A 23,261-nucleotide genomic window follows, 5' to 3' on the forward strand; every position below is an offset into this window, starting at 1 on the left:
AAGGGCAATCTCCACGCTTATCACGGAGATTGCCCTTCAAATAATATGATCTTACTTATAAATGTCTATCACATTTCCAGCTTCCACGCAGAGACGATCAAAGTCTTCGCGCTTGATCCGGATACCGCCACTACGGTAACGATTAAGCGTATCTTCCGCTTGCACTTCCGTACCGTTAACAGTAATCCGACTGTTGTCAGAGCCCGTAAGGTGATAAATAAATTCTACCTTAGTACCGGCATACTCAAAGCTAAAGTGCATTCCATCCAGTGACTCCGGCAGAATTGGGTCGATGATTAAATCCCCGCCTTCCGTACGGATCCCCAGTGCATTGGAGATTAACTGGTTCATGTAGATCCCAGGACCGCTGGAATAGATTCTCCATCCACCTTTGACCGCTACATCACCATTACGCAGCTTATCGAAATTCTCCTGTGCCTCATAACGGGTGTTAAATTTACCATCCGAGCTGCTGAAATAAGAGTTAGCCTGACGTAGTTCAGCGTTTGGCACCACGTCACGGATTCCGATCGGATTGATCGCCGCTAGGCCATTCCAGACCTGATCGGTTTTCCCTAGCTTAGCCATAGCTTCTACATAACGGATGTGGGCATGTACATATTGAAGTCCAATTTCCCGACCGAAGTTAGAAGCTTGCTCCGCACGTTTGAAATGAGTGCTAACGCCGCCAACGTATTGTGCTGGACGGTTCATCAGACGAACGCCGTCTGGGCAGAACAATTTATCCTGGATCACTTCATAGTGCGCTTCGGCTTGTTCTGGTGTAAGCAGCTCACTGATCATACTGCGCGTCATTGGCAGCAGACGGTATTGAATTCCGGTTTCTGTATCGCTTGGATGTACCATAAGCTTCACCTGCTCAGGGTCCTCCATATACAGGAATCCAGGAATTACCTCAGATTGGAGCATATGAGTGTTGAAATCCTCACGGATTCCCTCTACCATCGCTTTCAGCTCTTCAGAACCTGCTGGATCAACTTTATGAAGCACTTCAGAGAACTGATTCAATGTCTGATACGTAAGCGCCACTGTCCAGCTACTCACCATGTACTGCTTCAGCTGTGGATTTGCCGGCTGGAGTGTATCATCCCAGTCTCCATCACCGTAAGAAGACAAATGCGTGTCATGCAGGAAGTGATTCTTAATATAAGCAACTTCCTTCCGTGCATGATCCAGCAGCGTCGCTTTTTCCTCTGTAAAATCAAAGCTATGCTTACGAGTGTACGGCACAGTCGCTTGCAAAATGCTGTAGTCTTGCGTTACTGCCAAATAGTCACCAAGCACTTTGAGTGGCCATACAATAATATCTCCATGGCTCTCCTCTTGCTGAATCTTCGTATATTTATCAAACATGAACCACTGCGGCCAGTTACCGTCATCTTCATATTGATGAGCATACAGGGTAAGCAATATTTCACGAACTTGATCGTATTTTTGCGTAGCCATGAAGTATTCTACTGGTCCTTGACACACGTCACGGGTTCCCCAAGCAGCACCGCCATATTGTTCCAATCCGTGAGGGACTGAATAATGGACGAGCATATTATGGGTATACCACCAAGCCAGAGCATTTACCTTAAACAGCTCGCCTTCCGACCCATCACCTAACGTCAAACGGAAGCCATTCATAACCCCGCTATAGAACTCTCGGTATGCGGAAATCTCTTCTTCAGCTGTATGACTGCTCGATTGAATCTCCTTACCATCCAGAAGACCTTGAATGTTCAATGTCCACTCACTGCTCTCCGACAGTTCCAGAACTGCTAGCGGTGCATCGGTCTGCTCAGCATGAGAGACAAGTCTACCTTCATTTTGAAGAGTAAAATCTGCTCCCTGTACCTGGAATTTATATTGCAGATCAGGATATTCTCCTGCACTTAGTGCGCTTCTGTCAGCCGAGAAAGTTACGGTTCCCTCTTCTTGCTTGAATTGATATGGAAGCTCGTATTCGTTAACGTTCATTGTGATTTGGTTAGTGACTAGATAGCGATAAGCTTTTCCGCTTTCGGTACGCACATTCAGGAATATCTCCGGAGAATCTACAGTAGTGTAGTTCGTAATAATGAAGCATTCGCCATCAGTTCTGTAATACCAACGGGCATAGTTGAAACCAACCTCGAATAGAGAAGGCATGGTCAACAGACGGTATTCACCATTCCACTGCACATAGATACGTTGTCCTGAAGCTTTCGGAATGTTAAGTGCATTTCTTGCATTGGTCATGAGTTTGTTGAAGTTAGTATTACCAATAACGATTTGAGAGTTAAATATTCCGTACATATAGGAAGTCGTAGTGATGACCTTATCGTTAAGTCGGGCATTATCCCCACTCATTAGAATATGTCCATGAGGGCGCTCTACCTTAAGTTCCTTTTCTTTCAATACAACATGCTCATAATTTTCCGTGAAGAAAGACAGAAGCTGGTCTCCCTCTTTCTCTTCTTGAAAACGAACCGGGAACAAGGCATCGATCTCTTCGTCCGTCAGAGAGTTTGCAGCCAGAGGCGCGCCCAGCTCTTTCGTTAGGAAAGAACGCTCGAGCGTTGCTTCAACTTCTAAAGGCAACTCTTTTACAGTTTCCCAAGCCGCAGTAACATCCTTCGCGAATTCTAACGAGGTGATCGCTTCTGGATGATCTTGCTTGAACAATCCATAAAATACAAATCGGGCTTCCCCGCTCAGCTTCACCCGCTCCGATTGCAGCGCAGTATAAGCGAATTCATATTGATAGATTTCATTACTTAATTGCTCACGACTCAGGCTTTCCGGTTGATTGGTCTCTTTATAAGACAATCCAAAGAATTGGAAACCATCCGTTGAGAAGCTTGCTGCTTTAGTGATTGCACCCTGTTGTAGATATGGAAATTTGCCACCTTGTGGTTGATTCTGTCTGGAGCATACTACATATCCCTTTGACTGATCCTCGAATACGGCATGATCAATATACTGTGACAGGTAGGCTTCATTACTGCGAACAGCACCGATATCGGCAATACCCACATCTTGTCCGTACACGAGATCCACATCTGCGTCTTGCCCTGAAAGCTTCACATCCCAGAACCATGCGCCTTGAGCCGTCGGAGTAAAAATAACCTGATACTCAATTTTTTCCGCAGTACCTTCCCAAACTAAGCGGTTCCCAGCCTTACGTACAGTGCTTGAAGAATGAATGCCAAGCAAAGGAACAGCTTGAATGCTTCCATTACTATGAATACGTAAATATAGATTGGACAAGGAGCCATCCACAATATTAGGCAGCAATTGATTGATCATTGTCCGTTCATGGAGAACTTGGAACAAGTCCCCACTGTTTGTAAAAGTGAATGATAAGTCTCCAGCGTTTAAATGGATGTTAGAATTCATATTAGTAGTCATATTCTTGCACTCCTCTAGTACGACAGCCTGTGTCGTGTATATTCTACTTAAGCTAATGTTAAGCGAAAATCGCGTTCTTTAACCTCTTGGCTATTGGGACCCACAAACAATTTGAATTGTCCCGGATCACTGCTAAAGCTTAAGTCGCTATGATAGTAACGAAGCTGTTCTTCCGTAAGCGTAAAGCTCACTTCCTTGCTTTCTCCCGGGGAGAGGCTGATCTTGGCAAAGTCTTTCAGTTCCTTCATCGGTCTGACAACTTCCCCTGAAATGTCGCGGATATAGAGCTGCACTACCTCTTCTCCTTGTACATTGCCTGTATTCGTCACCGTAACAGTTACTTTAATAGGCTGATCCTTCGTCATTATTTCACCGGAAATAATCAGTTCACTGTAGCTAAATGTCGTATAACTAAGACCAAAGCCAAATGGCAGGAACGGCTCGTTAGGAATATCCAGATATTGTGAGACATAACGTTTGTCCGCACCCGGTACATGTAGAGGACGTCCAGTGTTGAAATGATTGTAATAGACCGGAATTTGCCCAACAGATACAGGGAAAGACATCGTTAATCTTCCTGACGGATTCTCGTCACCATACAGTAGACTGGTAATCGCCGCGCCGCCCTCGCTTCCTGGGAACCAGGCTTCGAGAATAGCATCCGCGTTCTCGATCACACCGCTAAGATCCAGTGGGCGTCCGTTAAACAACACCACCACAACAGGCTTACCCAGCGTCTTCATACGTTGCAAAAGTTCACGCTGCGCTTCCGGCAAGCGGATATCTGAACGACTTCCAGCTTCTCCGCTCATATCTGAATGTTCTCCAAGTGCCAGCACAATCACATCGGCTTCCAGCGCTGCCGCTTTCGCCTCCAGCCATTGCTCTTCTGTAAAGCTCTCAATCCCGGAGCCTTCTGCAACGGTAACCTTACCTGCGGCTGCACGAGCTTCAAGAGCTGGAACAAGACGGCTAGCTTCTTCTGTTGAACCCAACCAGGACCATGGTCCAAGAATATCTCCGTTATTAGCAAACGGTCCGATTAGCGCAATCCGCTGCTCTGCCGCAAGCGGCAGAACCTGATCATTCTTTAGTAGAACGCAGGATTTAACCGCTAATTCCCTCGCTGCTGTCCGGTGAGCCTCACAGAAAATTACCTCGCGCTCTTTCTCTATATCTGCCCCACGTAACGGATTCTCAAACAAGCCCAGTCTTTGCTTCAATTTCAAAATACGAAGTACGGCTTCATCAATGATACTTTCATCCACTTGCCCATCAGCTACAAGAGATGGCAATTGGTGAACATAACACTCTGTCATCATCTCGATATCCACGCTAGCCTTGATAGCTTTAAGCGCTGCTTCAGCCTCATCCTCGGCGACACCATGCGGGATCAGTTCCTTCACCGCGCCCCAATCCGAGATCAATACACCGTCAAAGCCCCATTCCTCACGCAGCAGTTGACGAAGTAACTTAACATTCCCACTTATTGGAATACCGTCAATTGTGTTGAACGAAGTCATAACCATTTCTGCGCCCTCATCTAGTGCTGCACGATAGGCTGGCAGATAATATTCCCGTAGCTGACGTTCTGATAAATCGACCGTATTATAATCCCGTCCGCCTTCGGATAGACCATAGGCCGCAAAGTGCTTAACGCAAGCCGCCAGACGATTTACATCATCCGTCAAGTCATTCCCCTGGAATCCGCGTACAAATGCACGGGCAAACCTACCATTCAAATAAGGATCTTCACCAGTAGACTCCATCACTCGTCCCCAGCGCGGGTCTCGAACAAGGTCCGCCATAGGTGCAAAAGTGACGTGTACACCGGAGACTGCCGCTTCTTTAGCCGCAATCTCGGCGCTTAGCTCTGCTCGCTCCATATCCCAAGAGCAGCCAATCGCCAATGGCACCGGAAAAATCGTCTTAAAGCCGTGCACGATATCCGCCATCATCAACAATGGAATACCCAATCTATTTTTACGTAAATGAGCTTCTTGAACGGCTATGACTTGCTCTGCGCCCGAAAGTCCAAGTACTGAACCACTGTTCTCAATCATGTGATCTGTAATCCCCATGGATGCCATAGGACCAGTAATTTGGCCTCCTTCTTCCGCTCCTTCATAAAAATTTGCCGCAAGCTGCTGCAATTGTGCTATTTTCTCCTCAAGCGTCATCTGGTTTAGCAGCGACGTCAGTTGCTGGTCTTTCATCTCAAATCCTCCATAATATCTCTTTCTGTAATTGCTCATTATTCTTTGTTGTACAAGAAATCAAAAGTTGTCTTCAGATGTTCCTCCCAGAATCCCCATTCATGCGTTCCCGGGGTCTCAACATATTGAAAGGTATACGGACTCGCTTGCATATGAGAAGCAAATTCCCGGTTCATCTCTACAAATGGATCTTCCGAACCACAGCAAGTCAGAATCGAAGGCAACTTACGGTTATCGTCGACCAATTTAGCCGCTATAGCATATAGGTCTTGATTCGGCTTAACTTGTAAGCGTTTTCCGAAAGTGCCTGCCATCTCCCTCGCCATATCCGGAGACATCTGCGGGTCTTTCAATCTTTTCTGAATATCTGTAACACCCGATAAAGAAACTACTTTGCTGTATCGTTCGGGATAGGTAAGCGCACATTTTAGGGCCCCATATCCGCCCATCGACAGACCGGCAACATATGTCTTTTTCGGATCATCATCCAGTCTCATCATTCGGCCACAAAGCTCAGGAAGCTCATGCGTAACATAGTGGAAGTAATCGAGTCCGTACTCCATATCTGTATAATAACTTCTGCCTACCTGAGGCATTATGACTGTGCAGCCATACTTGTTAGCATACTGCTCAATGGTAGTCAGCCGGTACCAAGTGCTAGCATTATCACCAGCACCATGCAACAGATAGAGCGTTCCTCCGGTGGTGTTGCCCGAATCGACAGGGGAGATTATACTGATGGACGTTGTCATTCTTAAGGTAGGAGAACCGGTCTCAACGGTTAAAAGGGCCATATGTCATCTCCTTACGGAACCTTCTTTTAAAAATATAAATAAGTATATGCTTACGCTATAAATTATCCTTCTATTTCTCGCTCAAACGATTACCGTCCTTATAAGGACGCCAAAGGCGTTTATGCTTATATATTAATCTTCTTACAAGATCCTCGCTTAACCAAAACAGACTCGAATACCACATGTTTGTTCTCCGATTGTCCCGAGATCAGATCAAACAGAATTTCAACACTGGCTTTCGCCATATCCACCCCAGGTTGGCTGATCGTATCCAGCGATGGGTGATAGTATTCTGCCATCTCTATACCGTCAAATCCGATGATCGAAATATCATTTGGAATCGATAGACCCAAAGATAATAAAGCTTTGGCAGCTCCGATAGCAATAGTATCTGATGCGGCAAATACAGCGGTAATGTCTTTTTTCTTATTGAGCAGTCTTTTCGTAGCCGTAAAACCAGAACTTGGACTGTATTCACAATCCTCTACCAAGGAAGCATCATACTCAATCCCATGATCCTCAAGCGCCTTGATATAACCCATAAGACGTCGGTTACCGGTAGTATGCTGAACCAAAGGAAATCTGGCCAAAAAGCAAATGTTCCGGTGTCCAAGTGAGATCAGATAGCTCACAGCTTTATAAGACTCTTGCATATCATCAATGATCACACTGGAGAATACGGCAGGATCAACATCCTTCGTAGTCGTGATAGTAGTCAAAACAAATGGGATTGGCAATTGTTTGAATTTTTCTTCAGAATGGTCATATGTACCACCCATAAAGATTACCCCGTACAAATTCTTTTCCTTTACGAGCTGAAGAGCAGCATTGATCTCATCCACACCATCTTCAACATGCTGGATCAGAAGCGGACAGCCGCGGAGATTCACTTGACGCTCTACTTCTTTGATCATGTCTGCAAAAAACGGGTTTGCAATTCCCTTAACCATAAGCGCTATCGTATTAGAACGCGTTTTTTTCAGATTGCTCGCATTTCCATTTGGAATATAATTATGTTCTCTTACAACAGCCATTACTTTAGCTCTGGTTGCATCACTTACGACACCGGAGTTATTAATTACCCTGGAAACCGTGGCGATACCAACTCCTGATAGCCTTGCAATATCCTTGATATTCATAATTTCTCCTGTTTCACCCCTATAATGAGCTCCCCCTTCATCTGATAAAATCAGCTTAGTGGAAACCCCTGAAATGATGGGAAACGTTTCCCATGACATCATTTTGACTGTTTTCGTATTCAAATCGCTTAATACGTTCATTATGGACAGATATTTTTTAGAAGTCAACCTATGTTTTTTGACAAAAACCAACTCGCGTTTCGAATTTATTTTATATTTTTAAGGGGTTTGGTACTAATTACTAGTTTTTCCGCTTTAATTGACTTTAAAATAAGAATAGAATACCATCGAATTAGCTATTTAATATCTGCTTAGAGGAAACGTTTCCACCTTGTTTTCAATCATATTGACTACTAAATCATCTAATCTCAGCTTGGAATCTTAGAGAGAGAGGGCTACATTTTATGTTAAACATGACTCGCTTCGAAGCTCAGATCCGTGAACGTGGATTGAATGTGTTCAATGTTTGCGTGCTTCAAAATGGAACTCTAGTGGGCAAACTGGATCTCGCAGAGGATATTCGGCGCTTGCAGCATTCGGTCAGCAAATCTTTTACATGCATGGCGGTGGGCCTGGCCATCGAAGAAGGAAAGCTAACACTAGATACAACATTAAAAGATGTGTTTCCGGATTACGCATTCACTCATAAGCAAGCCCTTCCCTCGATGCAGCCTGGTGAATTGACTTTGTTCGATTTACTGCGAATGAGCACAGGTCATGATTCCCCTCCATTTTGGGCTGAAGAGAGATTAGCATTGAAGGACGTAAACTGGATACAACATTATCTATCTCTGCCATTGGACAGAAGTCCCGGGGAACAGTTTACCTACAGCAGCGGGGATACCATTATGATCTCTGCAATGGTACAGGCCAGTGTCGGACAAACCGTAAAAGATTACCTCGTTCCCCGTCTCTTTGCCCCACTAGGCATTGAAAATGTCGATTGGGAAATGACCCCTCAAGGAATCACCCTAGGTTGTGCCGGTCTTCAGATTAACACGGAAGAATTAAGCCGATTTGGACAGCTTCTTTTGCAAAAAGGAGTATGGCAAGGGCAGCAGCTTATTCCTGCAGCTTGGATCGATTTTGTCACGCAAAAGCAGATTGAGAATAATGGTGATGGCGATTGGGGCCAAGGGTACGGCTGTCAATTCTGGCTGTGCACACACGATGCTTATCGTGCTGATGGCGCTTACGGACAATTCTGTATTGTTGCACCGGATGCTCAAGTAGTAATCGCTATTAACAGTATGGAAGATAATTTGCAAGCTATACTAGACACTGTCTGGGAGGAAATCTGGCCGCTTCTTTAGGTGGGTATATGCAAGATAGGCTTCTCGGCAGCTTTTTTTCGTATAATTAGGCCAACCAGGATTATTGGGTTGGCCTTTTTGAGAGGAATTAGGGAAAAACTCCCTGTATTTAGCCGATAATTTCTAAAAATGAATAGAATGAAGGAAATCCTCCCTAAAAATCGAGGGAATTTCTATATTCGCCAATGAATTAGCTAAATTACAGGGAGAATTTCCCTAATTATTAGTTTATTGAGCAGAAATCTCTGAATTATAGGGAGATATTCCCTAATTATCTATTAGAGCTTCGTTATCTTTGATGCAGGGTGCTCTGCACGCAAAAACAGCCTCCCCGAAGGAAGGCTGTTACTTGCCCCAGGCGGGATGCAGCCCTTTCGGGCTGACTGCGAAGCTGATCCTATCGATGCTTTTGCTCCGACGAACCACCCGGGCTTCTCTTTCCCTGCACGCAAAAACAGCCTCCCCGAAGGAAGGCTGTTACTCGCCCCGAGCGGGATGCAGCCCTTTCGGGCTGACTGCGAAGCTGATCCTATCGATGCTTATGCTCCGACGAACCACCCGGGCTTCTCTTTCCCTGCACGCAAAAACAGCCTTCCCGAAGGAAGGCTGTTACTCGCCCCGAGCAGGATGCAGCCCTTTCGGGCTGACTGCGAAGCTGATCCTATTGATGCTTTTGCTCCGACGAACCACCCGTGCTTCTCTTTCCCTGCACGCAAAAACAGCCTCCCCGAAGGAAGGCTGTTACTTGCCCCGAGCGGGATGCAGCCCTTTCGGGCTGACTGCGAAGCTATTTCTATCGATGCTTATGCTCCGACGAACCACCCGGGCTTCTCTTTCCCTGCACGCAAAAACAGCCTTCCCGATGGAAGGCTGTTACTTGACGTCCCGGAAGGGATTCGAACCCCTGACCGTGCGCTTAGAAGGCGCATGCTCTATCCAGCTGAGCTACCGGGACATATAAGAAATAATGATATGTATTGACGCAACGATATTTATTATACCGTATTCAGCAGATTTTTCAAGATCAAACATTTTGGAAAATAAGTCATCTTCATCCTGTTTTATTAATTACGAGGGTACCAAGCTATTTTCATAGCTCAAGGATACCCTCGTTTCTACTCTACTCCAAATTCCGAAAATGCTGCTCCAGCTGCTTTTTTAAATCTCCGTATGTCATTAATTCTCTCTGAAATTTGGAACGTTCATCTTCTGGCGACATAATCATACTGCCTGTAAACGCGCTCGAAGTCACATCTTTAAAAGCGTCATGCATATTGTTATCAAACCAATCGGTAGAAGTATCCGCATCGTTAGTGAGAATACGGACAATCTCGTATCCTTCCTCGCGCTGATCTTCTACGATATACACCAAAAGCGCAGGATCACTAACAGCACCTGGCAGCACCCCTACTTCTGCACAAGGTGCACCGTCATACTCCATCATTCTGCGAATCTTGGCATCTTTAATATAATACACCTGTCATCCTTCCCTCCTGGCAAATTCCTCTCTCCCCTAGTGTTCGGATAAGGACATACATTTTATGCCTTCCTTCGGCATATATCTGTATTACTTGGCAAAAAAGTAAGGACAACAATCGCACAATAAGAGAGGATGAACCATCATGTGCGGAATAACCGGATTTATCCAGTGGCGCGGAGATCTCACGCAGCACTCGCAGTTGCTGGTCAAAATGACTGAAACTTTAGCAAACCGCGGACCCGATGCAGCTGGAACTTGGATTTCAGGCCCCTGCGCATTCGGTCACCGCAGACTTAGCGTTATCGATCCAGAGAACGGCGCGCAGCCTATGATCACCCGCCATGAGGAACAGGTATATGCGATTGTGTACAACGGCGAATTATATAACGCACCCGAGCTCAAACAAGAGCTTAAGCAGCGTGGGCATCAATTCCGTACCCAATGTGACACCGAGGTTCTGCTGCATGCCTATATCGAATGGGGGCCGGATTGTGCAGAGAAGCTCAATGGAATCTTTGCCTTTGCGGTGTGGGACGGTCTTCGAGATCAGGTCTTTTTTGCACGTGACCGCTTAGGTGTTAAGCCCCTGTTCTATAGTAAGGTGGATGATGTCTTAGTTTTTGGCTCAGAGCCTAAGGCGCTCCTGCAGCACCCCAAGGTACAGCCTGTCGTAGGTCCCGAAGGACTAGCAGAAATCTTTATTGTCGGCCCAGCCCGCACTCCCGGACACGGTGTATATAAGGATATGCAGGAACTTCGTCCGGGGCATGCCATGATCTATAGTCGCGAAGGTCTGCGCAGTTATGCTTATTGGAAGCTGGAAAGTGCAAAACACACTGACAATGAAACAGAGACAGCCGCTAAGGTGCGTGAACTGCTGCAGGATACGCTCGAACGTCAGCTGGTTTCAGATGTTCCTGTTTGCTCCCTCTTGTCGGGAGGGCTGGATTCCAGTGCGCTAACAGCACTTGCAGTCGATTACTACAACCGAAACGGTCAGGGACGAGTGGATACGTATTCCGTCGATTATGTCGATAACGACAAGCACTTTAAGAGTCATACTTTTCAGCCCGGAGCAGATGGACCGTGGATTAAGCGAATGGTCGATGAATTAAATACAAACCATCACTATATCTCATTTGATACGCCGGAGCTTGTAGAAGCACTTGATAATGCCCTGTACACACGCGATTTACCGGGGATGACCGATGTGGACTCTTCTTTATATTTATTTTGCCGCGAGATTAAAAAGAATGCTACTGTAGCCATTTCCGGTGAAGCCGCTGATGAGATTTTTGGCGGATATCCTTGGTTCCATCGGGAGGAGATGCTCTCCTCAGGTACTTTCCCTTGGTCAGTTGCCCCTAAAATGCGCGCAAGTCTATTATCCCCTGAAGTAAATGAATGGATTCGGCCGCTGGAATATTTGGGTGACAGATACAGTGATGCAGTAGCAGAAGTCCCAAAATTGGATGGGGAGACAGGTAAACAAGCACAAATGCGCGTAATGTCCTATTTAAACATCACCCGCTTCATGCCTACTTTGCTCGACCGTAAGGACCGAATGAGTATGGGCGCCGGACTAGAGGTACGTGTTCCTTATTGTGATCATCGCCTCGTTCAATATGTCTTTAATATTCCTTGGGAAATCAAGAACCTGAACGGTCGTGAAAAAGGGATTTTACGTAAAGCGCTTGAGGGAATTCTTCCAGATGATGTGCTATATCGTAAAAAAAGTCCATACCCAAAAACCCACAATCCAGCCTATTTAAATGCAGTACGAACACAAGTATTGAACATTCTAGATGACTCTACTTCGCCAATACTCCCTTTAATTGATGCTGCCAAAATCCGTGAGATCGCCGCTTCCCCAGAATCCTCTACCAATCTCCCTTGGTTCGGTCAGCTCATGTCCGGTCCTCAGCTGTTTGCGTATCTGGCGCAAGTAGATCTCTGGCTGCGAAAATATAACGTCTCCATCCAATAGGCACTTAGAAAAATAAGAGGTAAACGACAAACCAAACAGCAAGTCTCCTTATCCGGTGACTTGCTGTTTGGTTTATTTTCGCATTTTTTAAAAATTAAAATTATCAGGATCCGGACCAAACCGGTGATCTTGGTTCAGATCTTCGATGGCCTTGACGTCCTCATCGCTTAGCGTGAAGTCAAAGAATCCTGCATTCTCCTTGATTCGATGGGCATTCACCGATTTTGGAATCGTAATGACGCCTTGCTGTAAATCCCAACGAAGCACAATTTGTGCGGGGGTTTTACCATACTTTTCAGCCAGCTCGTTGAGGAGGGGGAGATCAAGATTCCCTTGCATTAGCGGACTCCAAGCCTCAAGCTGAATGCCCTGCTCATTGGCATACTTCAGCAGCTCGCGCTGAGTTAACAGCGGATGGAATTCCACTTGATTCACCACTGGCACTACTCCCGTATCCTCGATAATCTCCTTCAGATGATGAATCTGAAAATTACTCACACCGATGGACTTGATGAGGCCCTCTTTTTGCAAATGAATCAGAGCCTTCCATGTCTCCCGATACTTCCCTGCCACCGGCCAGTGTATGAGATACAAATCTATATAGTCCAGCCCCAGCTTACGCCGGCTAACCTCGAATGCTTTCAGTGTTGATTCATAGCCTTGATCAGGGTTGCGTACTTTCGTCGTAATAAACAGTTCATCACGGGCCACTCCACATTCACGAATAGCTTGTCCAACGCCATCTTCGTTATTATAACCGGCAGCCGTATCAATACTGCGATATCCTAATTCTATTGCGGTTTTGACCGCATGAATAACCTCTTCGCCATCCTTAGTCTTATACACGCCAAGACCCAGCCACGGCATGGTCACTCCATCATTTAAAGTGGGTCCACCCGAGAACGGTGCGTTCAATTCACTCATCGCTTAACCCTCCAAGCTTATTGTTATTTCATTAATCTTACTTAACCTAAATTCACGCTTCAGAAGCAAGCGCTACCACAAGAGTATAGCAGACTGCTTCATCATTCCCAAAATCCTCATAAAAAACAGTTGCTGTGTAAAATCAAAAGAGGCTTGCATCTTATCCGCAAGCCTCTAACTTTTTTATTCAACTAAATTATTCTATCTTATTTAGACATTCTCAAAAGCAGGGTCACCACTTCCGCTCTCGTCACCGGTTCATTTGGAGCAAATCGGTCATTTCCTTTACCTTGGATCAGACCTGCCTCATATGCCGCTGCTGCATAATCTTTTCCCCAGGCAGGAATTTGATCAGCATCAGCAAAAGGCAAGCTAGTCTTCGTACCACTCTTCAAATCGAGTGCACGTGCAACCATCGCTACAAATTCGATCCTGGTCACCTTACCATCAGGACGGAAAGAATTATCCTCGTATCCCTTAATAATTCCAGATTTGACTGCACTAGAGATGTAAGGTTTCGCCCATGACGGAATGCTAGTTGCATCTTCAAACGGAAGAGTTGTAGTGTCCGTATCCGAGAGTTTCAACGCACGGCCAAGCATAACCATCAGCTCACTGCGTTTCACCACAGCATTCGGACGGAATGTTCCGTCTTCATAACCATTGATAATTCCACGTTCTATTGCGGTAACAATAGAATCGAATGCCCAGTGATTCGAAATGTCCGGAAATTTCGGTAGATTAACCGAACCTCCGTTGTTTCCGTTGTTTCCGTTATTACCATTATTGCTGGTGTTTCCGATGTTGCTATTATTACTATTGTTACCGTTGTTGCTATTGTTTCCGTTATTGCCCGAATCTTCATTTGCCTTGATAACCGTTAAGACAAACGTCTTCTCAACCTGAACGCCGTCTTTTTCCAAAATTGCTTTCAACGTCACTGGAGTAGAAACAGTCGGGCGCTTAACCTTACCCGTATTCGAAATTATATTCGGCTCGCTTGAAGACCAAGTGATTGAGCTACCGCGCTTTCCTTCCGCTCTCAACACCACGTTTTGGGTTACCGAGTCACTGGAGTCGCCGGTAGCAAATCCAATGGTAAGCTCCTCTCTATCAAGCTCTACATCGGTAGGCTTAGGTAGATCACTCAAAGTGATTGCTAATCTTTTTGTACTGAGCGGAACGGTCACGATACCTTTGGCGTTATCAACAACACCCTCAGAAGACTCCAGAATGTTGTTAACCATACTAGGCAATTGAATGCTGATTTGTGCATTGCTCGTATCAGCCTTGGCTTGCTCCAGACTGGTCGTAAATGTAACCACAAGCTGGTTTGCTTTTCTAACCACATTGTATCCTACTCTTCCACCTTGGAAAGCAGGATAGTTCTGAACATCCGCTACCACATTGTTGTTCTTATCGGCATCCATAACCCAATCTTTAGGAATACCACGTCCCACAATAATTTCGTATTTTGTGTTCTGATCGTAGATACGCTCAGTGATCAGCGAGTCCACCAATACCTTTGAATTGACGGCCTGCCCCCACATATGCTGGGCCGATCCGCCACCGCCAGGCGTACTACGCACACCAAGTTCATCATTGGTTGCCGTCCAAGGGCTAGATTCTGCGGTAGGGTAAGCTACGCCTTCCCACCAACTAAACGGTCCACTCATGGAGTTTTCAATCATAAACTCGTAAGCTTTAATCCCCATGTCTCTGTATTTCTCACCGCGAAGCGCGGCGCTGCCGTAACCGGCGTTATACGCACTGGAGTAGAAGCCATGCGGATAACCGCCAAAGTTATAAATAGAATCGGTTGTCCCTTCCTTGACGCGTCGCTCCATACCATAGGTATAAGTATCATCTAGCATCGTCAGGTTGATATTGTCCTCTGGCTGGTTCGCACCATACAAATATCCATCCCACAGCCATCTTCCGAACAGGAACATGGAAGCCCAGTTGGCATCACGGGAGTCTTTCATCCGGTTCTCGTCATTACTTTGCACAACAGATGCAGGAATATAGTTTAGTGCTTTGTCGGTAATTGTTTTTTGCAATTTGGCTGTGAAAGCCGCGAGCAGATCCTCGTATTGAGCGTTAGCCCACTCTGCCTCTGCCAGATAACTTGCTTGACCTTTCACCTTATACAGCTCACGCGCGATGTATTCATAAGATGCCAATCCTGTCAGAGCGGAGTAATTGTCAATCGTCCAATACCCCAATGAATCTATGGCTTTCGTTTCTTTCATAATTCGACCATCTCCAGCGCGGTCGCTTTCAATGCTTCTTGCTCCGAATTTTACCCGCTTATCGAAAACGGTACCCTCTGATCCGTCATCGGCTTTCATCTTTTCATCAAATAAGGATGTATCGCCGGTTTTGCTCAAATATACAGCATACGTCCACGGAAGCTTCCAGTTGGCATCCCAGAACAGGTTTGGGTCCACTTGACCGGTCTCGATGTTAATTCCGCCGGTAAGAGGTATGCTTTCCAGATACTCTCTTGCGTGTGCAAAGTCACCGCTCTGGATCAATTGAACAACAATCCCGATGGTATCGTGAGAGTAAAGTCTGGCATAACCATTCTCACCCACATGCAGATAATTGCCGTCTTTAATAATCATATTGTAAATGTAGCCTGCTTTAAAAGCATTAACCAGCTCTTTATTCGGCAGATCGATATCAACTATTGTGGACAGTCTGTTATTCCAGTAGGATTTCATCTCACTGTAGTTGCTGTCAAACGTACCTAGTTTCGACACTTGCTCTCTCGTTAAGGATGTAAAGCTCGTTTTCCCCGCATCGAAATATTCATACTTATCCCCTTCAATAGCAAACTCTCTGACAACAGTCTCACCAGGTTTGATCGTATAAACTTCGTTTGCAGCCTGATTCATCGGAACCAGATTGGCAGATACAACCGGCAGCAGGCGCGTCTCATCCGAATGATTGGTAACCGTCATTCTGGAATAGTTAATCACGTAGTCTTTGCTCTCTACCGTATGTTTGTTACCAAACGATTCAATTTTATAGTCCATATTGTCTTTAGCAAACTCATTTATAAAGACTGGCAGATAGCCTTCGGCATTATACCATTTGATGCCTGATGTATTTGTCGCACCGAACGTAACGATTTGTTTCGTTGCCACAAACCCATTTTGCATAGGGCGGGTTCCGCCGATCTGATAGGATCCGTCAAGGAAAGCCAGCGTGGCGTTCTTGTCACCTTCAAAACCAAAACCAGCGGTCATTTTAGGGTTCAATTCGTACTGATATTTCATTTCCAGTTGCAATCCATCCATTGCATTCAGTACTTTTGAATACACCTTGATCCGTTCTTGCTCGGATGCACCGATATTCAAAGCTTGTGCTTCCTGGATTGCTTGATGCAAAGCATCTGCCGACTGGCTGGTGTAGCCAATTAGGGCCGCTTGGCTGATCGTCTTCATCTGTTTAGCCATTACATCCAGGTTCGTACTTAGCGCTAGGTTATTAAAGGCTGTTTGCACCTGATTTAATGCCGTATCAAGCTCTGCCTGTTTAACATCTACATCGTTCAAGCGCTCATGAGCGCTGCTCAATGCTATCTCCAAGGAAGACCAGCTCTGGAGCGTGTAAAGTTGTCTGTTATATTGCTTAAGCTCTTCAATCAAGCCCTGCAGTGGGGCTCGATCCACGTTACCTTCTTTCACAATTCTCATGATGCCCGTGCCCAGACTCGCTTCAGATTTAAAGACACCTGATGTCGATTTGCCAAAGTACTCCTTTTGAGATTCAAAGTTCTTAGACATAATGACCCAGCGGTATTCTCCGGAACCCCGATCTTGCTGAGTCAGAACGAGCGCATACCGCGTATCCTGAAGGAGACTGTAGCTCAACTCCGCAGTAGTGAGACCTCCGTCCACAATCCTGTTTTTGTCCACTGTCGTTTGGACCAGCGGTTCTCCAGTCGGCAGCCCTTCACTGTTTACTGCATGTAGTTTGATGATCAAGTCGCTCACAGGCTCTTTATATCTTTTGACATTCACCTGAACATACTTCATATCAACAGCTTCCTTCACTATGAAGGTTTGATATCTATCCTGTTGATCGGTTTTAGCACCGAAAGTATACTCCTTGAACGCTTTATCCGTAAAATCAATTACAATGTTCGATTCTCTCTTCACCAGACCAAGCTGCGCTGCTACCAAAGCATTGATAGCGCTGTCAACTTCCGTCTGCGTTGCCTCTGTTCGATCAAGGATAAGCTTGGCAGCTACCAGCGTATTCACCAGAACTTGCCACGTCTCATTTGTATAAAGACCTTGTGTCATATTGCTAACTCGGTTGTATTCATTTTGCAGCGCCAATTTATCCGCAAGTGCCATACTGCTTAAAGCGAGTCCAGAGAATGATATATTTCCGTTCTTCGCGACAACCTTTGTCAAACGCCCTTCAATTTTCAGCTTCACATTCGCAGGCACGTTAACTTGATATTTATAGTTCTTGGAAACAGAATCGCCGTATACGCTTCGGGTTACCGAGAGTACATCGTCAGTATAGATATTGAGATCTACATCCGCTTGCCACAACCCAAGACTAAATACTAGGGTGGAATCCTGTGGCTGCGCTGCTACTTCAATGTCCCAGCCAACATTGTTATAGCTTCCTTTGTCACGACTGGATTTTGGATAAAATAAACCCGTCCCAGTGTCATTTAATCCATATTCAAATCCTGGCATACCATTACTCCAGGTATAGGACATGTAATCGGCATCGGTGCCTCTGTTCAACTTACCCTCAGTTGCTGTATCTCCATATACACTGAAGGTAACTGAATTGGGGCCTGCCTTCTGAATTCGTTGAAGCTGATTCAAATTATCCGCTTTAAAATGTAGCCAGTCGATATCTCCCGTATGTGTTAAATTCAGTGGAAACTCGCCATTGACCACGCCTTCATTAATCTTAGGAGCAGGTGCTGCGGGTGCGGCCTGCATAGAGTACACAGGACCGATAGATGTGATGAACAAGCACATGAGTACAAACTTTGAAATGACACTGTTAAACGACTTTTTCATTTTCCCCTTAGACCTCCTTAAATGATTGTGAAAAAAATGGTTGGACTTTGGTTATGGCAAAGTCCAACCGCTTGATAACTAGTTTTCACCGTATTTACTTTGAAGATCATTCAGCAGCTTTTCAACCGTCAAGCCGTCTTGCTTAAAGATGATTTCCTCTACGCCTTTAAGCAGATCGGCATGAAACGCTTTGGTTTGTTCAGGGTAAGCAAAGGGCATGCCGACTTTTTCCATATTGTCGAATACCGCTTTCAATTCAGGATTTTTCTCCAAATATTTAGGAAGCAGAGAAGATACTGCCGGTGAATATCCAACTGCCTCAATTGCATTCAATTGTGCTTCATCACGTAGCGCATACTTGATCACTTGCATAGCTTCTTCCTTATGCTTGCTGCCGTCCAGTATCGACAAGCCGTGAGAGTACGCGCTTTGTGCTTCTACCGTACCTTTTGGCATCGGCAGAGCAATCAATCCCATATCTGGGTTAGCTTCTTTCAAATGACCTACATACCATGGACCAGCCGTGGACATAGCCCCTTTTTCTTGACTGAATACTTCGCCGTCCCATGGAGCCCCTACTTCAATTGGAGCAATAGCAACTTTATTTTTGAGGAAAAGGTCCACGAAGAACTGCACACCAGCTACGTTTTCTTTGGAATCGATCGTTTTTCCGAAGCCCCAGTCTCCACCGAAAGCGTGAACATATTGAGTGATGTGGAATGGATCGATACTGCCGATAATACCTTTCATACCATCTTTAGTCATGGCTTTTGCCAACTCAACAACCTCATCCATTGTTTCTGGATATTTAGTGATTCCTGATTTTTCAAACATCTCTTTGTTGATCGCCAGCATAGAAGTAGAAGAATCATAAGGAATTCCGTAAAGTTTATTATCATCTGTCCAGCCTTTGTACAGCGATCCAGTAATACGTTCTTTATCAAACCCCACTTTATCGATCATATCATCGAGTGGAGCGAGTACGCCTTTCTTGATATACTCATAGTTTCCTTCATCCGACATAGCTATGATATCAGGTCCTACCCCGGCAGCAATCGCCGTTGGAACCGCTTTCCAAAATTCATCACTGGTTGGGTACATTTGCATCTTAACTTTAATGTTCGGATATTCCTTATCAATACCGTCTACCATAAATTCGAAGTTCTTTTGCTCGGACGCATTAGCCCAGTATGCCATCGTGACTTCGACGGTTTCTTGCTTCTCCGGCTTTGCCGCTCCGGCGTTGTCTGAAGCTCCATTACCAGAGTTACCGGTATTGGATTTGTTGCCACACGCTGCCGTAGACAGCATCAACATCAGCGAGCACAATAACAGGACTGACTTCTTTCTCATTTGTCACTACCCCTTTTATTTAAGAAGATTCACCGTAAGTGGTGTTATCTTCATCTTAGCTACACAGCAATCGAGAGCAAACAGAGGATCTTTACATATCTTTGTGATTTTTTACTTTACCATGTTAGTCTTTCGGTATTCGTTCGGTGGGAGCCCATAAATCTTCTTAAAGCTGATATAGTAGTTGTCAATACTGTTAAACCCTACTCTCTCCGCGATCTCATACGTTTTCAGCTTTCCTTCTTTAAGTAGCTCTAGAGACTTTTTCACACGATAGCCGTTGATATATGGAATCAGCATGGAACCCGTTTGTTCCTTAAAAATACGGCTCAGATAACTGTTGTTCAGACCAACGTAATCGGCTAGCTCATTCAGTGTCAAATCTTGATTGTAATTGTGGTGAATATAATCAATGACCCTTTTGATCTTGTAGTTCGTAGATGTCACCGCATCCGTATAACTCTCCTGTAGACTCTCCAACTCCTGGATTAGCAGCAGATGAAGATGCTCCAAACGCTCGGCTGACATGATTTCCTGCATTCCTGTATAGTCTTCCTCCCCGCTGTCCTCCTTCATATGGGACTGAATCTGGCAGTGGAGATTCACGCATATTTCCAAGGTGGCATGCCTGCTTAAAGATCTCTTCTCCTTGATCGTGGCAAACATCTCATGAACTATAGCAATAGCAGAAGATACGTGCTTTTCATCCATTTCCTTACGGATACGCTGTTCAAACAGGGTACACAGTGCCTTATCACTCATTTCCTTGATGCTGCCTGGTTCGTAGACAACAACGTTGCTGCGATCCTCATAAAATAGCATTTCAGCAGATTCCTGAGCTTCATGATAGGCTTTGGGAATATCAAGCAGACGGGCATGCAGCCCGCTGATAAGAAAACTAACTTGTATGTTCAAAAACTGTTTTAATGTCTTTTCAATTTTACGGATGAGTCCCCAGCGTTCTTCAAGAATTTCATTCATACTTCTGATGCCGGAATACGTTTTTATAATAACCAGCTCGTTCGGACTCATCAGAAACAGCTCTAGCTCGCTGTACCGATGCAGCACCTCTTGCAAAATGTTGAGGATCGAAAAGCCCAGTAAATGCTCCATTCCCTTATTGTAACGTTCCTTCACCTTGTCATATTGATCAATCAACATGACGATGCAAAGCACATTAGGCTGCTTCAGATTCAAATCGTACAGCTTTGTCTTTTGCTCAATTTCCCACTCATGGCGAACAACACCGACCGCTAAATCCCGTAAAAAAAGCGTTTTCAACTCATTGCGGTTCTTCTCCATATTTTGCTGCAGAGAAACAAAATGATCTCCCACAGGCTGGTGATTCAACTGTGTCCGGACGCGGCTCAACGCTTCAAATACAGCGGACTGTGTCAGATTCGGTTTATGAATATAATCGCATGCACCTAGCCTAAGCGCCTCTTGGGCATATTCAAACTCATTATGGCTGCTCAGAATAATAACTTTGCAGGCATGATTGGTATGCCGGAGCTGACGGAGAACCTCCAGCCCATCCATCAAAGGCATTCGGATATCCAGAAAAACTACATCCGGATGAAGCTCATCCACTTTCTCCAAAGCCTCTTTGCCGTTAGCGGCTTCGCCTACTAGGTAATAGCCATGATGCTTCCAGTCCACAAATGTCTTAAAATTCATTCGGATAAAGGACTCATCGTCCACAATCATGATTTTCATGCGTATCCTTCTCTCCTTGTTCCATCGTGGTTCTGAGAATCCTCCAAGCTAGGGATCAGAATAAGAACCGTAGTTCCTTCCCCTTTTACGCTATTGATAGTCACCCCATACTTTTCTCCAAAATGAAGCTTCAATCTTCTGGAGACATTGCCCACACCAATGGAATTCATCGTTTGACCGTCTGACATTTCCTGTTGCAAGAGCCTACTTAGCTGTTCCTCTGAGATCCCCATCCCGTTATCCGAGATCGTAAACTGAATATCGCTGCCTTTCCTCTGCACACGTACACTCAAGTTATATTGACGGGAATCTTCTGCAAAGCCGTGAAACACCGCATTCTCTACAAAAGGCTGCACCATAAATTTTAACGTTCTGCATTCCAGAACATCCGGCGCAACATCGATTTCATAATCAAACACATTGAAATACCTGAGCTGCAGCAGTTCCAGGTAACTGTGTATAAAGGCCGCTTCTTCCTGAATAGAAACAAACTCCTGAGTATTACGTGTGGAAAAGGATAGAACTTTGATTATGTCATCTACTGTTTCCGTAATGTTGTTCGCCATTTGAGCTTGCGCCATCCACTTAATCACGGAGAGCGTATTATAAATGAAATGCGGATTAATTTGATTTTGCAGCGCATTAAGTTCTGCACTCCGCTTCTTCTTCTCTTCAATCTTGGTTTGCTCAATCAAATCTTTGATTTCGACAGTCATTCGGTTAAAGGTACGCGACAGATGCCCTACTTCATCCAGACTATCCTGCTGAGCGGTAACATCAAAATCCCCCTTCTCTACCTTTCGCATCAGTCGATTGAGTCTTCGGATCGGATTGGAGATGCTACCAGATACATAGAAAGCTGTTACAAAACCCAGCACAATCAACAAAAGAAGAAGCAGAGTAGAAAAATTGCGTATTTGGTTAATTTCAGCGAGCAGTTTGTCACGGAGAACGATGCTGTAGAAGTGCCATCCAGACACATTGGATTCATCGTGAACAACATAGTAGTTCTCATCGTCCGGCTTCATTTTTTCCATAACCTGACTATATTTCATCCCAATCATGGCCGGATCTGAACTGAACACAACCGTCCCTTTTTCATCCACGATGAACTGGTTTACATCCTGTTTGTCGCCTAGTCCGCTGAATAGCTTCTCAAGCTTATCCATACGGAAATTAACGAGCAGCACACCAAGCTTCTGATAGGTACCCACATCGACCAATACACGACCTACAGATAGCACAGAGCGGGGCTTGGCATACATCTGTTTTTCCTCATGCATGCCTACTAGAATGGGTCTCTCTGCATTATTCACAATCGTTCGGTACCACGGTTCAGTCACCGGACTGTAATTATAATTGAATGTCGTATCATAACCCCTACGATAGATTAATGAATTGTTTACAGGGTAGATGAGAATGGAATCAATATCGGGATTAAATGTCATCAACTCTTTAAAAACGTTATCGCTTATGTAACGGAAATCCATACTTTTTTCAAAAGTCTCGTAGGTTACAGCAGAATAATCTTTCGACAAAATTTGCATAAGCCTTTCATCATAAAAAGGCTGCTCCGAGGATTTGAACATACTGCTAACAAACGAGTCCGCAGTGGATACCATCTGCTGATTGGTCTCTTGAAACGATTTCACAATACGAGATTCAAAAACGGACATGGCGTAAATGTAAAAGTAAATACTAATCACCACGAGAGGGACAATCATCAACAGCGTGTAGGTCAATAACAGCTTTTCTCGTATGTTGCGATCCCGAAACCGACTCCATTTCCGCATGAAGATATCCCTTCCCACTGTAGAAAATTGTTGTATTATGACGAATCAATCTTATTCCATATCCTAGTTTGCTTCAATAGCAAACTATGT

Annotated in this window: 13 protein-coding genes and 1 tRNA gene; 2 read left to right on the forward strand and 12 right to left on the reverse strand. The window is 45.0% G+C overall.

Annotation, left to right across the window (positions count from 1 at the left end; genetic code table 11):
* Window positions 1-51 precede the first annotated feature (51 nt).
* The 4 genes from NSU15_RS24590 to NSU15_RS24605 form a co-directional block, all read right to left on the reverse strand.
* A complete protein-coding gene (locus NSU15_RS24590) occupies window positions 52-3,396 on the reverse strand; it encodes a cellobiose phosphorylase (protein ID WP_339287872.1) in 3,345 nt (1,114 codons plus the stop codon).
* A 47-nt stretch (window positions 3,397-3,443) separates the two neighbouring features.
* Window positions 3,444-5,612, reverse strand: a complete 2,169-nt coding sequence (gene bglX / locus NSU15_RS24595; RefSeq protein WP_339287874.1) for a beta-glucosidase BglX — start codon at window positions 5,610-5,612, stop codon at window positions 3,444-3,446.
* 38 nt (window positions 5,613-5,650) lie between these two features.
* Window positions 5,651-6,406, reverse strand: coding sequence for an alpha/beta hydrolase family protein (locus NSU15_RS24600; RefSeq protein WP_339287876.1), 756 nt, complete (start codon window positions 6,404-6,406; stop codon window positions 5,651-5,653).
* Window positions 6,407-6,531: 125 nt separating this feature from the next.
* On the reverse strand, window positions 6,532-7,686 hold the full coding sequence (locus NSU15_RS24605) for a LacI family DNA-binding transcriptional regulator (RefSeq protein WP_231573908.1): 1,155 nt from the start codon (window positions 7,684-7,686) through the stop codon (window positions 6,532-6,534).
* A 263-nt stretch (window positions 7,687-7,949) separates the two neighbouring features.
* Here NSU15_RS24605 and NSU15_RS24610 point away from each other — a divergent pair, with 263 nt between their 5' ends.
* The gene (locus tag NSU15_RS24610) at window positions 7,950-8,858 is read left to right on the forward strand and encodes a serine hydrolase (RefSeq protein WP_076120770.1); all 909 of its coding nucleotides are present in this window, start codon (window positions 7,950-7,952) and stop codon (window positions 8,856-8,858) included.
* Window positions 8,859-9,397: 539 nt separating this feature from the next.
* On the opposite strand, the gene NSU15_RS24615 is transcribed toward NSU15_RS24610, so the two are convergent.
* From NSU15_RS24615 to NSU15_RS24625, 3 genes are all read right to left on the reverse strand, one after another.
* The gene (locus NSU15_RS24615) at window positions 9,398-9,574 is read right to left on the reverse strand and encodes a hypothetical protein (protein ID WP_339287877.1); all 177 of its coding nucleotides are present in this window, start codon (window positions 9,572-9,574) and stop codon (window positions 9,398-9,400) included.
* A gap of 165 nt (window positions 9,575-9,739) precedes the next feature.
* Window positions 9,740-9,813: transfer RNA gene (locus tag NSU15_RS24620), tRNA-Arg, on the reverse strand.
* Between the two features lie 165 nt (window positions 9,814-9,978).
* A complete protein-coding gene (locus NSU15_RS24625) occupies window positions 9,979-10,335 on the reverse strand; it encodes a hypothetical protein (protein ID WP_042130688.1) in 357 nt (118 codons plus the stop codon).
* 145 nt (window positions 10,336-10,480) lie between these two features.
* On the opposite strand from NSU15_RS24625, the gene asnB reads away from it, so the two are divergent.
* A complete protein-coding gene (gene asnB / locus NSU15_RS24630; protein ID WP_076120771.1) occupies window positions 10,481-12,325 on the forward strand; it encodes an asparagine synthase (glutamine-hydrolyzing) in 1,845 nt (614 codons plus the stop codon).
* Window positions 12,326-12,412: 87 nt separating this feature from the next.
* Here asnB and NSU15_RS24635 read toward each other — a convergent pair whose 3' ends face one another.
* The 5 genes from NSU15_RS24635 to NSU15_RS24655 all read right to left on the reverse strand — a co-directional run bounded on the left by NSU15_RS24635 (window position 12,413) and on the right by NSU15_RS24655 (window position 23,171).
* Window positions 12,413-13,249 (reverse strand): aldo/keto reductase, encoded by an 837-nt coding sequence (locus NSU15_RS24635; RefSeq protein WP_042130692.1) that lies wholly within the window; start codon window positions 13,247-13,249, stop codon window positions 12,413-12,415.
* Window positions 13,250-13,455: 206 nt separating this feature from the next.
* Window positions 13,456-18,309, reverse strand: coding sequence for an S-layer homology domain-containing protein (locus NSU15_RS24640; protein ID WP_339287879.1), 4,854 nt, complete (start codon window positions 18,307-18,309; stop codon window positions 13,456-13,458).
* Between the two features lie 78 nt (window positions 18,310-18,387).
* Window positions 18,388-19,662 (reverse strand): extracellular solute-binding protein, encoded by a 1,275-nt coding sequence (locus NSU15_RS24645; protein ID WP_042130694.1) that lies wholly within the window; start codon window positions 19,660-19,662, stop codon window positions 18,388-18,390.
* 111 nt (window positions 19,663-19,773) lie between these two features.
* Window positions 19,774-21,378 carry a response regulator gene (locus NSU15_RS24650; RefSeq protein ID WP_042130696.1) on the reverse strand — a complete coding sequence of 535 codons (1,605 nt, stop codon included), beginning with the start codon at window positions 21,376-21,378 and terminating at the stop codon, window positions 19,774-19,776.
* The gene (locus tag NSU15_RS24655; protein WP_339287881.1) at window positions 21,375-23,171 is read right to left on the reverse strand and encodes a sensor histidine kinase; all 1,797 of its coding nucleotides are present in this window, start codon (window positions 23,169-23,171) and stop codon (window positions 21,375-21,377) included. Before NSU15_RS24655 ends, NSU15_RS24650 begins: the two co-directional genes overlap by 4 nt.
* Between the last annotated feature and the right edge of the window lie 90 nt (window positions 23,172-23,261).

Origin of the sequence: Paenibacillus sp. FSL E2-0201 (assembly GCF_037963325.1) — a bacterium.
GTDB lineage: Bacteria > Bacillota > Bacilli > Paenibacillales > Paenibacillaceae > Paenibacillus_AQ.

Excerpts from the sequence above, each read along its gene's own strand:
- NSU15_RS24600 (WP_339287876.1), bottom strand. The coding sequence starts at position 6,406 with ATGGCCCTTTTAACCGTTGAGACCGGTTCTCCTACCTTAAGAATGACA.
- NSU15_RS24650 (WP_042130696.1), bottom strand. The coding sequence starts at position 21,378 with ATGAAAATCATGATTGTGGACGATGAGTCCTTTATCCGAATGAATTTT.
- NSU15_RS24640 (WP_339287879.1), bottom strand. The coding sequence starts at position 18,309 with ATGAAAAAGTCGTTTAACAGTGTCATTTCAAAGTTTGTACTCATGTGC.
- NSU15_RS24655 (WP_339287881.1), bottom strand. The coding sequence starts at position 23,171 with ATGCGGAAATGGAGTCGGTTTCGGGATCGCAACATACGAGAAAAGCTG.
- NSU15_RS24610 (WP_076120770.1), top strand. The coding sequence starts at position 7,950 with ATGTTAAACATGACTCGCTTCGAAGCTCAGATCCGTGAACGTGGATTG.
- asnB (WP_076120771.1), top strand. The coding sequence starts at position 10,481 with ATGTGCGGAATAACCGGATTTATCCAGTGGCGCGGAGATCTCACGCAG.
- NSU15_RS24590 (WP_339287872.1), bottom strand. The coding sequence starts at position 3,396 with ATGACTACTAATATGAATTCTAACATCCATTTAAACGCTGGAGACTTA.
- NSU15_RS24635 (WP_042130692.1), bottom strand. The coding sequence starts at position 13,249 with ATGAGTGAATTGAACGCACCGTTCTCGGGTGGACCCACTTTAAATGAT.
- NSU15_RS24645 (WP_042130694.1), bottom strand. The coding sequence starts at position 19,662 with ATGAGAAAGAAGTCAGTCCTGTTATTGTGCTCGCTGATGTTGATGCTG.
- NSU15_RS24605 (WP_231573908.1), bottom strand. The coding sequence starts at position 7,686 with ATGAACGTATTAAGCGATTTGAATACGAAAACAGTCAAAATGATGTCA.
- bglX (WP_339287874.1), bottom strand. The coding sequence starts at position 5,612 with ATGAAAGACCAGCAACTGACGTCGCTGCTAAACCAGATGACGCTTGAG.